The sequence below is a fragment of the Curtobacterium sp. NPDC089991 genome, assembly GCF_044748425.1.
GTDB lineage: Bacteria > Actinomycetota > Actinomycetes > Actinomycetales > Microbacteriaceae > Curtobacterium.
Window position 1 is genome coordinate 188904 of sequence record NZ_JBIVGB010000002.1, and the last position, 14306, is coordinate 203209.

A 14306-nucleotide genomic window follows, 5' to 3' on the forward strand; every position below is an offset into this window, starting at 1 on the left:
AAATTGTAAAATTGAACTACTGAGTCGAGAAAGGAAATCAACGCCATGAATGCCACAAATGAGATCGTTGGATCCGAAGAAACGGAAACCCCATGGACCGGGGATTTGGTTTATGGTCTATGGGACGAGGGCTTCGATCCGGTGCAGATCTCCGAGGCTCTCGCCGCGGCTCTTCGCGAACTGAGCGTCCGAGTCCTTGACGGAGATTTCGAAGGTTACGAAATCAGCCGCGAAGACTTCAACCGGATCGAGGAGTCCATGCGCGCCCGCTTGGTGGCTGGTCGATGAAGGCAGCGATCTACACCCGAGTCAGCACCACTGATCAGGTGGACGGCACGTCGCTTGAGGAACAGCGTCGCATGTGCGAAGCCGCGGTCGCCGCCCATGCCTGGGAGGTGGCGGAGGTCTACTCCGACCGGGGCGCATCCGGCACTTCCCACGACCGCCCCGAGTGGCAGAGGATGCTGGCCGACTGCCGGTCGGGCCGGGTTCAAGCAGTTGTTGTAGCGAAACTCGACCGCTTCGCCCGTAAGGCTGCGGACGCAATTACGGAAACCGACCGATTTGGCGACCTCGGCGTCACGCTGGTTGTGGTAAAAGAACAGATCGACATGTCCACGCCAGCAGGCCGGATGATGCGCACTATGCTCGCCGGAATTGCCGAGATGGAGCGCGACCTGATCGTCGACCGGACCACCAGCGGCCAGCGGGCGAAGGCCCGCAACGGTGAGTGGCCAGGAGGCCAACCGCCGTTCGGCTGGCGGCTGGAGGGCAAGTCCCGGGACGCCCGCCCGGTGCCCGACGAACGGGAACGGCGAGTACTCGCTACTGCTTACGAACTGTTGGTACGGAAGCGCCTCACTGCGGGGCAGGTGGCCGACCGCCTGAACGACGCGGGCCTGTTCCCTCGTCTCGCTCCCCGATGGAACTTCGATGTTCTCCGGCGCACGCTCGTCAATCCGACGCTGTACACGGGCCAGACCGTCTGGGGCGGTACCGCAGCAGGTTCGATCTACAAGCGGTCGCACCACACCCGGCTGAAGCACGACGGCACACCGATGTACGGCGACCCGATCCCCGTCCACGTACCTGATCCGCCATTCTCAAAGGCGCAGCACCAGGCCGTGATGCGGGCCTTTGCACGTCGAAGCACCCGGGGGCAGTCACAGGCGTCGGTAACGCAGATGCTGTCGATCCGCCTCTACGGCGAGTGCGGCAAGCCGTACCTCGGCGTGACCCTCTCGGCGAAGGATTACGACGTGTACCGCTGCACCGGCCGCAGGCATACCGCAGGTCCGGCCAAGTGCTCCTGCCAGCAGGTGCAGGTGCAGGCGCTCGACGCCCGAGTTTGGGCCGAGGTCGAGCAGCTGCTGGGCGACCCCGAGCGGTTGGAAGCGATGGCCCGTCTGTGGCTGGCCGTCCCGGACGACACGTCGGAGGACGACGCCGCGCAGCAGGTGGCCGGGATCGCGCAGCAGATCGACAAACGCTTGCGCGCTCGCGTCCGCGCCGCCGAGGAACTGCTTCTGGCCGACGACCCCGAGCCGATCCGCGCGGCGCTTCACAAGGTCGAGGGCGAACTGGTGGAGTTGCAGCAGCGGAAAGCCGCCTACGCCGCTCTGGTGGCCTCCGACGCCGAGCGCGCAGAACGCCTCACCGACCTGGTGCAACTCGCCCACCGTGCCCGCGGACGCCTCGCGACCATGAGCCGCGAACAGCGCCGTGAGGTGATTGAGATCTTGGGTATCGAGGTCACCATGGCCGGGCCGATCCACAAATCAAAGCCGGAGTCGATCACGATCACCGGCCACATTGACCCGCGGATGTTCGCGGAGAAACCTGCCGCCGGGGTACCAGGATGACGACCGCGTACTCGGCGGTCGCGGACCCCTGGTCGTCCTGCGCGACGGCGCGGAGCCGGTCGACGACGCGGCTGGTGCGACGGATTCGGTTCGGGGTGGTGCTCATGGGTTCGTCCCTTCTGTTGCGGTGATCCCAGCGTGGCGCGTGGCCACCGCACGATCAGCGCCTCGAGCGGCATCTGTGGAGAGGTCATCGCGCACCGACGACGGTGGAGGAGAGGACGCCGACCACGACGGGGACCACTCCGACGAGCACGAACGCGGGCAGGACGCAGACACCGAGCGGCAGCACCAGTCGGACGGCCAGGCGCTCGGCCGCGGCGAGGCCGGCGGCAGCAGCGTCGTCACGGACGTCCTCCGCGGCGCGGCGCAGCAGTCCCGCCGCGGGCACGCCCGCTCGCACGGCCAGGTCGAGGACCTCGCGCAGGCGAGCCACGTCGGCAGCCGGCGGGACGATCCCGTCGGCGGCACGACGGACCGCCTCGCCGGCGGCGATCCACGAACCACCGCCCGAGACGGCCACCGCCCAGGCGTCGAGGACGACCCCGGGCACGCGTCCGTCCGGCGTCGCCGACCGGACGAGCCGCGCGGTCCAGGCGCGCCCGGACAGGACGAGCACGGCCGCGAGCGCCGAGCAGACCCAGCCGAGCGGCGAGCTCGTGAGGACCTGCACCGCTCCGGCCCCCCACGCGGCCCCGAGTCCGAGGCCGAACAACGGCAGCGCCAGGACGACGCGGGCACTGGTGCGCGGGCCGGCGAGGGCGACCCGGATCGCCCGGTCCGACGCTGCCGATCGGCGGAGCGCTCCGGCGAGGGCCCCGAGCGTCTCCGCGACGGGGGCGCCGGTCCGGTCCGCGACCCGCAGGACGACGGCGATGTCCGCGGACGCGGGAGCGGTCCCTGCAGGGAGCCTGCCGACGAGCTCCCAGGCCCGCGGCGGCGGGACCCCGGCGGCGACGAGCGTCGCGACCCGGTCCAGGGTGCCGGCCACGCGCGCCGGGTCGAACGGCGCGGGACGCCGGACCCGACGTCCCAGGAGCGACCCCCTGCTCACGGTGCCCCGTCCACCGGGCGCACCCCGAGCCTCCCGTCCGACCCGACGTGGAACGCGCCCACCGCAGCGAGCCGTCGTCCGCCTGTCCGACGCTCGACGTGAAGCACCAGGTCGAACGCGCTGACCGCTTGTCGGGCGAGCGCCTCGACGCCGAGCCCGGCGAGGGCGCCGAGCGCCTCGAGCCGAGCGGCGACGTCCGCGACACCGTTCGCGTGCACGGTGCCGGCACCCCCGTCGTGTCCGGTGTTCAGCGCGGACATGAGCTCGCGGACCTCGGCGCCCCGGCACTCCCCCACGACGATCCGGTCCGGGCGCATCCGCAGGGCCTCACGCACGAGCCGGTCGAGGCCGAGCGCGCCGACGCCCTCGGCGTTCGCCTGCCGCGCCTCGAGTGCGACCACGTGCGGATGGGCGATGCGCAGCTCGGCGACGTCCTCGACCGTGACGATCCGCTCGTCGGCCGGGACGGCGCCGAGCATCGCGGCGAGCAGGGTGGTCTTGCCGCTGCCGGTCGCACCGGTGACCAGGACGTTGCGGCGCTGGTGCACGGCGGCCTCGACGACGGAGCGCGGCACGTCCTCGAAGGTGCCGGCGCGGTCGAGTGCTGCGAGGGTCGGCCGGTCTGGGTGCGGGAGCCGGATCGAGATCGCCGTGCCACCGACCGAGACCGGGGCGAGCACGACGTGCACCCGGATCCCGTCGCCGTGCCGGACGTCGGCGCACGGAGTGGTCTCGTCGACGTGGCGTCCGCCGAGCGCCACCAGCCGCGTGGCGAGCTCCCGGGTGCGCGCCTCGCTCAGACGCGGCGCGGCGGCTTCGAGTCCGCCGCCACGGTCGGTCCAGGTGCCGACGCCGCCGACGACCAGGACGTCGGTGACCCCGGCGTCCGTCACGAGACCGGCGAGTTCCTCGAACTCGACGACACCGTGCGGTTTGCGCCGAAGAGCGGCAGCGGCAGCCCCGGGTGGGAAAGGCCCGACCCCGGGCGGAAGAGGCCCGGCCCCGGGCAGAACGGACCCGGCCCCGGGCAGGAACGGTCCGGCCCTGGGCGGAACAGGCCCGGACCCGGGCAGGAACGGCGTGGCACGGTGACGGTGCATGACGCCAGAGCGTAGGAGGAGAGCCGTTTTCGGCATCCGGTGCCACAACCAGCCTGTGGGGAGGTAGGCGCCGATGGCACCAACGGACCGATTTGTCCCCCGAAACGGAAAGCCGTACCCCACTCGGCGAGGAGCGCCCGACGCAGCGCGACGACAGACCACACGAGCAGGTCCCCTCGATCACGGGCACCGGGACGGAGTAGCAATTGCTACGAGCCCGTCGAACGTTCCATGCGTGAGCATGTACCGGTCTGTCCACTCGACCGGCGTGCCCGTGCGGATCGCCGCCGATCACCGGCGGCCGACGAGCGCTGATCGCTCGAGCCGGACCCCGGACAAAAGAAGAGGCGGCACCGGTTGGGGGGAACTGGTGCCGCCTGGACATCGAAGGATTGGGGGGAATCCGATTCGATGCCGCCGGAAACGAGTCCAGCAGGAACTACTGTACCCCACGATCCGCCCCTCGGGGCAACCCCCGACACGACCGCCGGGCGTGCCGCCGCGACCAGGACACACCGGTGTGCGCCGTCGCGGCCCCGCTGCCCCAGACCCGCGCCTGCCGCCGCGGCCCCGCGCCCCCGCTCCCGGGCCGCCGCTCGTCACGGAACCGCACAGCACCCGGGCCGCCGCTCGTCACGCAACCGCGCAGCGCACGGGCCGAGGGGTAGTCTCCGTGGCGCACCCTGAGGACGCAACGACGCGAAAGGACATCGATGTCCACTCCGACCCAGACCGACCACCGCGAGGACGACGGCGCCACCTTCCCGCCGACACCCGAGTTCGTCGCCGACGCCGTCGCGCACGAAGACCTGCACGAGGCCGCCGCCGCCGACCGCGAGGCCTTCTGGGCCGAGCAGTCCCGCAGCCTGATCGACTGGCGCACCCCGTTCACGCAGACCCTCGACTGGTCCGGCGCCCCGTTCGCGAAGTGGTTCGCCGACGGAACGCTCAACGTGGCCGAGAACTGCCTCGACCGGCACGTCCGCGCGGGCAACGGCGACCGGGTGGCCATCCACTTCGAGGGCGCTCCCGGCGACACCCGCCGGATCACCTACGCCGAACTCACCGCTGAGGTCCAGCGCGCCGCGAACATGCTCACCGACCTCGGCGTCGGACAGGGCGACCGCGTCGTCGTCTACCTGCCGCTCATCCCCGAGGCCGTCGTGACGATGCTCGCCGTCGCCCGCATCGGCGCCGTGCACTCCGTGGTCTTCGGCGGGTTCAGCGCCGAGAGCCTCCGCGCCCGCATCGAGGACGCCGGCGCGAAGCTCGTCGTCACGGCGGACGGCGGCTGGCGCCGTGGCGCGGTGTCGGCGCTCAAGCCCGCCGTCGACGAGGCACTCGAGGGCGAGGGCACCGACAGCGTCGAGCACGTCCTGGTCGTCAAGCGCGGCGGCAACGAGATCGCCTGGAACGACCGTGACCTGTGGTGGCACGACGAGGTCGCGAAGGCCGCCCCGGAGCACACGCCAGAGGCCTTCCCCGCCGAGACCCCGCTCTTCATCCTGTACACCTCGGGCACGACCGGGAAGCCGAAGGGCATCGTGCACACCTCCGGCGGGTACCTGACCCAGGCCGCGTACACGCACAAGAACGTGTTCGACATGCACCCGGAGAAGGACGTCTACTGGTGCACCGCCGACATCGGCTGGATCACCGGGCACTCGTACGTCGTCTACGGCCCCCTGGCGAACGGCGTGACGCAGGTGCTCTACGAGGGCACACCAGACGAGCCGAAGCCCGGCCGCTGGTGGGACATCGTCGACTCGTACGGCGTCACCGTCCTGTACACCGCGCCGACGGCGGTCCGTGCGGCGATGAAGGCCGGCCGCGAGATCCCCGAGGCCCGCAGTCTCGAGACCCTGCGCCTGCTCGGCAGCGTCGGCGAACCGATCAACCCCGAGGCGTGGAACTGGTACCGCCAGGTCATCGGCCATGACCGCACGCCGATCGTCGACACGTGGTGGCAGACCGAGACCGGCGCGATCATGATCTCCGCCTTGCCCGGTGTGACGAAGCTCAAGCCCGGCGCCGCGCAGACGCCGCTGCCCGGCATCGTCGCCGAGATCGTCGACGACGACGGCAACCGCGCCGACCCCGGCGAGAGCGGCTACCTCACGATCACGGAGCCGTGGCCGTCGATGGCGCGCGGCATCTGGGGCGACCCGGACCGCTTCGTCGAGACGTACTGGTCGCGGTTCCCCGGCCGGTACTTCGCCGGCGACGGAGCGCGGCTCGACGGTCAGGGCGACATCTGGATCCAGGGCCGCGTCGACGACGTCATGAACGTGTCGGGCCACCGCTTGTCGACGGCCGAGATCGAGTCCGCCCTGGTCGGGCACGAGGGCGTCGCCGAGGCGGCCGTCGTCGGAGCCGCCGACGAGACCACCGGACAGGCGGTCGTCGCGTACGTCATCCTGACCGCGGAGGCAGCAGCGGACGTCGACCGCGAATCGGCATCGACCGAACTCCGCAACTGGGTGGGCAAGCGCATCGGTGCGATCGCGAAGCCCCGCCAGGTGGTCATCGTCCCCGAACTGCCCAAGACGCGCTCCGGCAAGATCATGCGGCGCCTGCTCCGCGACGCGGCCGAGGGGCGCCGCATCGGCGACACGACGACGCTGGCCGACCCGACGATCATGGCGACCATCGCGGAACTCATGTAGTCCCGGAAACGTGAGCAGGGCCTCCCGTCCATCTCGGACTGGAGGCCCTGCTCACGTTCGTTCCGTCGCTCGCTGCCGTCAGGCGGCGAGTTCCACCACCAGCTCGACCTCCACAGGAGCGTCCAGCGGCAGCACCGCCACGCCCACCGCGCTGCGCGCGTGGACGCCGGCGTCACCGAAGACCTCGCCGACCAGGGTGGACGCGCCGTTCGCGACCCCGGGCTGGCCCGTGAAGGACGGCTCCGACGCGACGAACACGGTGACCTTGACGACCCGGGCGACGCGGTCGAGCGAGCCGGCGACCGACTCGACGGCGGCCAGCGCGTTGAGCGCGGCCACGCGGGCCTGCGCAGTGGCGGTCTCGGCGTCGACCGACGCCCCGACCTTGCCGGTGACCGGCAGTGCGCCGTCGACGAACGGCAGCTGCCCGGCCGTGTAGACGTACTGGCCGGTGACGACCGCGGGGACGTACGCGGCGACGGGTGCAGCGACCGGCGGAAGCGTCAGCCCCAGCTCGGTCAGGCGGTCCGCGACGCTCATGCGTCGGCCTTCGGGCGCTTGAGGTACGCGACGAGCCCACCCTCGGGGCCGGTGACGATCTGGACCAGCTCCCAGCCCTCGTCCCCGTAGTTGTTGAGGATGGCGGTGGTGTTGTGGATCATCAGGGGCGTGGTGAAGTACTCCCAGCGAGTCATGCGGTTCCTTGCCAGCCTTTCAGTCGTGGGTGTCGTTTAGGCTGCATCCTATGTCTGCCCAGAAGACGTCTGCCTCGCGGACCAAGCCCGTCTCAGCAGTCGGCGCCTTCATCGGATTCGTCGGGTTCAGTGCCCTCGCCGGCCTGCTCGTCACGATCGGGGTCACCCCGGCCATCGCGGTCGCCGGTGTCACGACGACGTCGACGATCGGTGTGTTCGAGTCGCTGCCGGAGTACATCGAGATCGGTGACCTGCCGCAGCGCAACGAGCTGTACGCGTACTCGGGCGGCAAGTCGGTGCACTTCGCGACGCTGTACGACCAGAACCGGCAGGAACTGAAGTTCGACCAGATCAGCGACCAGCTGAAGAACGCGGCCATCGACGGCGAGGACAAGCGCTTCTACAGCCACGGCGGCGTCGACATGACCTCGCTCATCCGCGCCGGCGTGGGCAGCATCGCCGGTGGACTCGGCGACTCGGGCGGTGGGTCGACGTTGACCATGCAGCTCGTCCGCAACATCAAGATGAACGAAGCGCTGAACCTCCCCACGAAGAAGGAGCAGCAGAAGGCCTACAACGAGGCCGTCGAGCAGACCATCCCCCGCAAGCTCGAGGAGATGAAGCTCGCGATCGGGCTGGCGAAGAAGTACTCCAAGAAGGAGATCCTCACCGCCTACCTGAACATCGCCTACTTCGGCGACCAGACCTACGGTGTGCAGGCTGCCGCGCAGCACTACTACAACAAGAGCGCGACGAAGCTGACCCCGGCCGAGGCCGCCTCGCTGATGGCCATCGTGCAGTACCCCGAGGCGCGCAACCTGTCGACGCCGAAGAAGTACGACGCCAACGTCGCCCGGCGCAACGTCATCCTGCGCTCGATGTACGACCAGAAGAACCTGACCGAGGCCGAGTACCGCACGGCCCGCCTGTCGAAGCCCGCGGACTACGTGCACCTGACGCAGCCCTCGCAGGGCTGCCGGGCATCGGTCGGCGACGGCTCGCAGTTCTTCTGCGACTACGCCAAGAAGGTCGTGCTCGAGATGTCGCAGCTCGGCTCGTCGCAGAAGGCACGCGACACCGCGTGGCGGAACGGCGGCTACAAGATCCAGACGACGCTGAACATCGACCTCAACGCCGAACAGAAGCAGCTCCTCAACACCTACGACAACAAGGCCGAGACGAACCTGGCCTTGGGCGCGACGCTCAACTCGATCGAGGCCGGCTCCGGCCGCATCGTGACGATGGCGCAGAACAAGGACTTCGACGAGTCGCTGAAGTCGGCACCGACATCGACCTCGTTGAACTACAGCGTCGACTACAAGTACGGCAACTCCGGCGGGTTCCAGACCGGCTCGACGTACAAGCTCTTCACGCTGCTGGATTGGATCAAGACCGGCCACGGGCTCAACGAGACCGTCAGCGGTGCTGAACGTGTGGTCACGCCGTGGACCATCTGCGGTCAGACCGACTACACGAAGTTCGACGTCTCGAACGACGCTCCGGGCGAGGGCGGCAACTGGAGCGTGCTCGGGGCCACCGCTGGCTCGATCAACGGCGCGTTCGCGTCGATGGCCCAGAAGCTCGACCTCTGCGACATCCGGGACATCGCGCAGTCGCTCGGTGTGCACCGCGCTGACGGCGGCGAGCTGCAGTACCAGAACCCGTCGGCCATCCTCGGTACCAACGAGATCGCCCCGATGACGATGGCCGCTGCCTACGCCGCTGTCGCGAACAACGGCATCTACTGCAAGCCGATCGCCATCGACCAGATCACCTCGCCGTCCGGCAAGCAGCTCGGCGGCCAGACGAAGGACTGCCAGCAGGCAGTTGACCCGGCGTTCGCACAGGCTGCGATCTACGCCATGAAGGGCACGATCACCAGCGGTACCGCGCGCGGTGCACAGACGCCGGACGGCACCCAGATGTTCGCCAAGACGGGCACGACCGACGAGGCTGACCAGATCTGGCTCGTCGGCGCGAGTTCACGCGTCGCCACCGCCTACTGGCAGGGCAACACCGACGGCAAGAAGAACAACCTCCGGCACTACAGCAACGGGGTCAACGGCACGTACGCCGGATCCCGCGCCGATGTGTGGCGGCAGGCGATGACCGCGATCAATGCCACCTATCCCGCCGGTGCCTTCACAGACCCGCAGCCCACGGCGATCCGTGGCAACGCCAAGGCACTCCCGAACCTGCAGGGGAAGACCGCTGACGAAGCCCGCGCAGCGATCTCCGGCGCCGGCTTCACCTACGTCGACGGTGGCGCCCGCCCCGGCACCGGCAACCCCGGTTCGGTGTCGTCGACCTCGCCGTCCGCTGGTGCACTCCTGTCCTCCGGTTCGAGCGTGACGGTCTACACCTCGGACGGCTCGCAGGCCAACGTGCCGGAGATCGGCGGTGACTCGCTCGGCGATGCCCGCTCGGCGCTGAACGACGCCGGCTTCGGCAACGTCAACGTGTCGGACGACTACGCCAAGGGTGGCGGCAACAAGACCTGCAAGGTCGCAGCCGTCGAACCCGCGATCGGCGCTGCCGCCGACAAGAACGCCGACGTGAACGTCCAGCTCTACGGCGACAAGAACGGCAAGGCACCCAAGGACTGCAAGTGACCCGCGGTCGCGCCGCGCTCGCGGTCCTCGCAGCCGGCGCGGCCGTCGGCGCTGCCTCGTTCGCCTGGGGCTCGCTCGTCGAGCGTCGACGCTTCGGCATCCGGTGGGAGACCGTCCCGGTCCTCCCGCCGGGGTCGCGTGACGTCACCGTCCTGCACCTGTCCGACATCCACATGGCCCCGTGGCAGGCCGACAAGCAACAGTGGCTGCGCGACCTGTCCTTGGTGGAGCCGGACTTCATCGTCAACACCGGCGACAACCTCGGGCACCCCACGGCGAACGCGGCCGTGGAGTACGCACTGGAGCCGTTCCGGGGTGTTCCCGGCGTGTTCGCGTACGGGTCGAACGACTTCTTCGGGCCGTCGCCGCGCAACCCGCTGAAGTACTTCTCCGGCCCGAGCCGCACGCACAGCGAGGCGAAGCCCGTCGAGCTCGACATCGACCGGCAGACGGCGTTCTTCGAGTCCCTCGGGTGGCTCGACCTGAACGACCACGCCCGCGCCATCGAGCTCCGCGGCTCGCGGTTCGAGCTGTTCGGCACCTCGGACGCGCACCGCGACTGGGACCGGCTCGACCTGCTCCCCACGAACGTCGACGAGATGCGCGGCGAGGTCCCCTGGTCCGAAGACGAGGACGGCCCCGCCCCCGTCGCGATCGGTGTCACGCACGCGCCCTACCGCCGCGTGCTCGACGCCTTCGTCACCCAGGGTGCGGACATCATCTTCGCTGGCCACACCCACGGCGGCCAGGTCCAGGTGCCCGGGGTCGGTGCCCTCGTCACGAACAGCGACCTGCCCCGCCGGTACGTCAGCGGGCTGCACAAGTGGGAGCACCGGAACCACTGGTCGTGGCTCGAGGTCTCGGCCGGTCTCGGCACCTCGATCTACGCGCCGGTCCGGTTCGCCTGCCGGCCCGAAGCGGTCGTCGTCACCCTCACCGCCCGCACCTCCTGACGACGCGCCCGGGAGTTCGCCGGATGGTCGTGAGCACCCCCGATCATCGGATAGTATTGTCGGGTTGCTCCGGTACGGAGTGATCACACCGCGGGGTGTGGCGCAGCTTGGTAGCGCGCCTCGTTCGGGACGAGGAGGTCGCAGGTTCAAATCCTGTCACCCCGACACTGTGTTGAGACAGTACGAAGAAGGCCCTGGTTCTCCGGAACCGGGGCCTTCTGCTTTTCCACGGTCGGGCGCTCGGCACTACACCTCCCGACACACGACGTGGCCGCCGCTCCCCCGGCTGCGACGACGCGGATAGCCTCGACAGCGATGTCACGCGCCGACCACTTCCGCCCCGTCCTCGAACGGATCGCCGCACAGTTCCCCGAGCTCGCCGACGACCCGATCCTCACGCAGAACCTCGTCGACAACGTGACGTCGATGATCGCCGAGGCACACGCGCGCTACGCCGCCGGTGCCGAGGACAGTGTGGTGAGCGGCGCGTACCTCGATCCGGAGCACCTGGCCTCCGGCTCCCTGCACGCCGAGCAGTCCCAGCACCCCGCCGGCGCGATGCTCGCCGCGGAGATGCTCTTCGACGCCTACCTGCCGCTCTTCGTGGACGAGGTCGGCGCGGAGTCCACCGTCGAGGTCCTGCGTGCCACCAGGGCGCTCCACGCGGGCATCTGGAGCCGGTTCCCCGCCGGGGCCGTCGCCTACACCGAGGCGCTGCGCCAGCGCGTCACGACGGCGCACCTGGACTCCCGCACGCAGATCGCCCGTGACCTGCACGACCGCGTGGCGCACGGTATCCTCGCCGGGCTGCAGCGGCTCGACCTGGTGCTGCTGACCGATCCCCCGGCCGGCGAACGTGCCGACCAGCTCGACGACGCCGCACGGCTGCTGCGCGGAGCACTCGGCGACGTGCAGGACCTCGCGGTGAGCCTGCACGCCCGCGTCGGCGACGCCCTGCTCGACGATGCGCTCGCCCGGCACGCCCAGGACCTGTTCTCCGACGACGACCGTTTGTCGTTCAGCACCACGGGTACGCCCGAGCACCTGCCGAACTGGCAGGCGGAGGAAGCGCTGACGATCCTGCTCGAGGCGCTCACGAACCGCCGGAAGCACGCTCCGGACTCCGCCGCCGAGGTGCACTTCGCGTGGACCTCGGCATCCCTCGTCGTGACGGTCTCCGACGACGGTCAGGGCTTCGACCCCGATGCCGACGCCGACGGACGCCTCGGGCAGCAGACCATGCGCGAGCGGGCCGCGGTCATCGGCGCGCGACTCGACGTCGAGAGCACCCCAGGCACCGGCACCACCGTTCGCCTGACGGTCCCGAGGGGCACGCTGTGACCGTCACGCACGTCGCCATCGTCGACGACCACCAGCTGTTCCGCGAAGGACTGGCGACGATCCTCGCCGCCGTCCCCACGATCCGCGTGGTCGCACACGGCGAGCGTCCGTCCGACGTCCTCGACTCCCCTGAAGCTGCCGCCATCGACGTCCTGCTCCTCGACGTCGAGCTCGACGGTCCGCCGGCACGCACCACGATCGCCACGGTGCGCCGCACCCGTCCGGACGTCCGCGTGGTGGTGCTCACGATGCACCGCGATGCCGTCCTGCGTCGGACACTGCTCGACGCCGGTGCGGTCGACTTCGTGACGAAGGACACCCCGAGCCGCGAGCTCGTCGACCGCATCGCCCGGGCCGCACACGCCGATGCCGCGCCGGTGACGTTCCCGGTCGACCTGGTCACCGAGGCCCGCGCGGGATCACCGCTCAGCGACCGCGAGCTCGAGGTCTTGCGGCTCCTCGCGGCTGCGCGCACCAACGCCGAGATCGCGACGGACCTGCAGCTCGCGATCGGCACGGTCAAGCGGCACGTCTACAACGTGTTCCGCAAGCTCGACGTCGGTTCGCGAGTCGGCGCCGTGGCTGCGGCGACGCGCCTCGGTCTGCTCACCTGAGGCTCCGCTCCACTTGGTGAGCAGAAATGGTCGGGTGCCCGACGGCGACCCGACCATTTCTGCTCACCAAGCGAACGAACGAGCGAGCTAGACCGACGCCGGCGCCGACGCCGACGCCGACGCGCCCGCGCGCACGAGCCGCCCGGCGGCGTGCAGCCCAGCCACCACGTCGAGCGCCTGGTGCCGGTACCGCGCCTGCGCAGCACCCGGAGCGACGATCACGCCGTTCGCCCCGGTGGACTCCACGAGCGCGTTGATCTTGTCCGCCACCTGGTCAGCGTTGCCGTACGCCTGGCGCTCGGTACGCGCGGCGATGAACCGACGCTCGAGGTCGTTGAACTCGTACGCGCGGGCCTCGTCCATCGAGACCGGCTCGGGCTTCGCCCCCTGCCGCATCCGGATGAACGAGATCATCCCGGGAGCGCTCTGCTCGTCGACGACGGCCGGGTCCTTGTCCGTGACGACCTGCACGCCGATGAGGGCGTTCGGGGTCTGGCGGAACCGCGAGGGCCGGAACGAGTCGCGGTACAGCGCGAGCGCCGCCTCGGTGTTGTCCGACGCGAAGTGGTGGGCGAAGGCGAACGAGACGCCGAGCGCCCCGGCCACCTGCGCGCTGTACCCGGAGGACCCGAGCAGCCAGAACTCCGGCACGTCGCCGTAGCCCGGCACCGCACGGATGCCCGACAACGGGTTGTCCGAGGACATCCCGGTGAAGAACCCGATCAGGTCGGCGAGGCGGTCCGGGAAGTCGTCGACGTCGAGCCGGTCGGTGCGGCGCAGCGCCATCGCGGTCGCCCCGTCGGTACCCGGCGCACGGCCGAGCCCGAGGTCGACGCGGTCGCCGTACAGCGCTCGGAGCGTGCCGAACTGCTCGGCGATGACGAGGGGTGCGTGGTTCGGCAGCATGACGCCGCCGGAGCCGATGCGGATGGTCGAGGTGGCCGCGCCGACGGCGCTCAGCAACACCGCGGGGGCCGACGAGGTGATGCCGGGCATGCCGTGGTGCTCGGCGACCCAGAACCGCTCGTAGCCGAGCTTCTCGGCGTGGACCGCCATGTCGATCGAGCCCTGCAGGGCTTCGGTGTTGGACTGGCCGTACTCGCGCGTCGCCAGGTCCAGGACGGACAGGTGCAGGGTGTCGTCGCTCATGTGGTCACCAACGCGCGCCGCGGCGCACGCATTCCACGAGGAGACCGCCTCCACCACCAGTCAGGACACGCCGTCGTCCGCCGGCCGACCGGTCACCAGGCGTCGCCCGGACGTCGCACAAGCGACGGTTCGCGACCGAACGGCGGACGCATGCGGCGCGCCTTGGACGTCAGGCGCGACGGCCGGGAGGCCCGTGGCGGGGCTGCACCGCGCCTCCAGGCCGTCTGCGGTCGCGTCTCGAGCGCCGAGCGGTGTGTGAC

Annotated in this window: 12 protein-coding genes and 1 tRNA gene; 8 read left to right on the forward strand and 5 right to left on the reverse strand. The window is 70.2% G+C overall.

Translation table 11 applies throughout. The annotated features are described in order from the left end of the window. The first annotated feature begins 45 nt into the window (after positions 1-45). Both ACIPV1_RS06025 and ACIPV1_RS06030 read left to right on the forward strand, forming a co-directional pair. Entirely contained in the window at positions 46-288 is a 243-nt protein-coding gene (locus tag ACIPV1_RS06025; RefSeq protein WP_402725944.1) for a hypothetical protein, read from the forward strand. Beyond that, a complete protein-coding gene (locus ACIPV1_RS06030; protein ID WP_402725945.1) occupies positions 285-1862 on the forward strand; it encodes a recombinase family protein in 1578 nt (525 codons plus the stop codon). The genes ACIPV1_RS06025 and ACIPV1_RS06030 overlap by 4 nt, the downstream gene beginning before the upstream one ends. Before the next feature lie 190 nt (positions 1863-2052). On the opposite strand, the gene ACIPV1_RS06035 is transcribed toward ACIPV1_RS06030, so the two are convergent. Then, positions 2053-2853: a type II secretion system F family protein gene (locus ACIPV1_RS06035; protein WP_402725946.1), complete on the reverse strand. Its 801-nt coding sequence runs from the start codon at positions 2851-2853 to the stop codon at positions 2053-2055. A 59-nt stretch (positions 2854-2912) separates the two neighbouring features. Then, on the reverse strand, positions 2913-3809 hold the full coding sequence (locus tag ACIPV1_RS06040) for a CpaF family protein (protein WP_402725947.1): 897 nt from the start codon (positions 3807-3809) through the stop codon (positions 2913-2915). Positions 3810-4729: 920 nt separating this feature from the next. On the opposite strand from ACIPV1_RS06040, the gene acs reads away from it, so the two are divergent. Then, positions 4730-6682 carry an acetate--CoA ligase gene (acs, locus tag ACIPV1_RS06045; protein WP_402725948.1) on the forward strand — a complete coding sequence of 651 codons (1953 nt, stop codon included), beginning with the start codon at positions 4730-4732 and terminating at the stop codon, positions 6680-6682. Positions 6683-6760: 78 nt separating this feature from the next. Here acs and ACIPV1_RS06050 read toward each other — a convergent pair whose 3' ends face one another. After that, positions 6761-7222: a RidA family protein gene (locus ACIPV1_RS06050; RefSeq protein ID WP_402725949.1), complete on the reverse strand. Its 462-nt coding sequence runs from the start codon at positions 7220-7222 to the stop codon at positions 6761-6763. Beyond that, positions 7219-7377, reverse strand: a complete 159-nt coding sequence (locus tag ACIPV1_RS06055; RefSeq protein ID WP_017888699.1) for a DUF4177 domain-containing protein — start codon at positions 7375-7377, stop codon at positions 7219-7221. Before ACIPV1_RS06055 ends, ACIPV1_RS06050 begins: the two co-directional genes overlap by 4 nt. Positions 7378-7427: 50 nt before the next feature. Here ACIPV1_RS06055 and ACIPV1_RS06060 point away from each other — a divergent pair, with 50 nt between their 5' ends. From ACIPV1_RS06060 to ACIPV1_RS06080, 5 genes are all read left to right on the forward strand, one after another. After that, positions 7428-9989, forward strand: coding sequence for a transglycosylase domain-containing protein (locus tag ACIPV1_RS06060; protein ID WP_402725950.1), 2562 nt, complete (start codon positions 7428-7430; stop codon positions 9987-9989). Then, positions 9986-10942 carry a metallophosphoesterase gene (locus tag ACIPV1_RS06065; protein WP_402725951.1) on the forward strand — a complete coding sequence of 319 codons (957 nt, stop codon included), beginning with the start codon at positions 9986-9988 and terminating at the stop codon, positions 10940-10942. The genes ACIPV1_RS06060 and ACIPV1_RS06065 overlap by 4 nt, the downstream gene beginning before the upstream one ends. A 91-nt stretch (positions 10943-11033) precedes the next feature. Next, positions 11034-11107 (forward strand) — tRNA-Pro (locus ACIPV1_RS06070). A gap of 150 nt (positions 11108-11257) precedes the next feature. Next, a complete protein-coding gene (locus tag ACIPV1_RS06075) occupies positions 11258-12283 on the forward strand; it encodes a sensor histidine kinase (RefSeq protein WP_402725952.1) in 1026 nt (341 codons plus the stop codon). After that, entirely contained in the window at positions 12280-12897 is a 618-nt protein-coding gene (locus ACIPV1_RS06080) for a response regulator transcription factor (protein ID WP_131879233.1), read from the forward strand. The genes ACIPV1_RS06075 and ACIPV1_RS06080 overlap by 4 nt, the downstream gene beginning before the upstream one ends. Positions 12898-12984: 87 nt before the next feature. On the opposite strand, the gene ACIPV1_RS06085 is transcribed toward ACIPV1_RS06080, so the two are convergent. Beyond that, the gene (locus ACIPV1_RS06085; RefSeq protein ID WP_402725953.1) at positions 12985-14046 is read right to left on the reverse strand and encodes an LLM class flavin-dependent oxidoreductase; all 1062 of its coding nucleotides are present in this window, start codon (positions 14044-14046) and stop codon (positions 12985-12987) included. Positions 14047-14306: the final 260 nt, after the last annotated feature.

Excerpts from the sequence above, each read along its gene's own strand:
- ACIPV1_RS06025 (WP_402725944.1), top strand. The coding sequence starts at position 46 with ATGAATGCCACAAATGAGATCGTTGGATCCGAAGAAACGGAAACCCCA.
- ACIPV1_RS06030 (WP_402725945.1), top strand. The coding sequence starts at position 285 with ATGAAGGCAGCGATCTACACCCGAGTCAGCACCACTGATCAGGTGGAC.
- acs (WP_402725948.1), top strand. The coding sequence starts at position 4,730 with ATGTCCACTCCGACCCAGACCGACCACCGCGAGGACGACGGCGCCACC.
- ACIPV1_RS06050 (WP_402725949.1), bottom strand. The coding sequence starts at position 7,222 with ATGAGCGTCGCGGACCGCCTGACCGAGCTGGGGCTGACGCTTCCGCCG.
- ACIPV1_RS06055 (WP_017888699.1), bottom strand. The coding sequence starts at position 7,377 with ATGACTCGCTGGGAGTACTTCACCACGCCCCTGATGATCCACAACACC.
- ACIPV1_RS06060 (WP_402725950.1), top strand. The coding sequence starts at position 7,428 with ATGTCTGCCCAGAAGACGTCTGCCTCGCGGACCAAGCCCGTCTCAGCA.
- ACIPV1_RS06075 (WP_402725952.1), top strand. The coding sequence starts at position 11,258 with ATGTCACGCGCCGACCACTTCCGCCCCGTCCTCGAACGGATCGCCGCA.
- ACIPV1_RS06085 (WP_402725953.1), bottom strand. The coding sequence starts at position 14,046 with ATGAGCGACGACACCCTGCACCTGTCCGTCCTGGACCTGGCGACGCGC.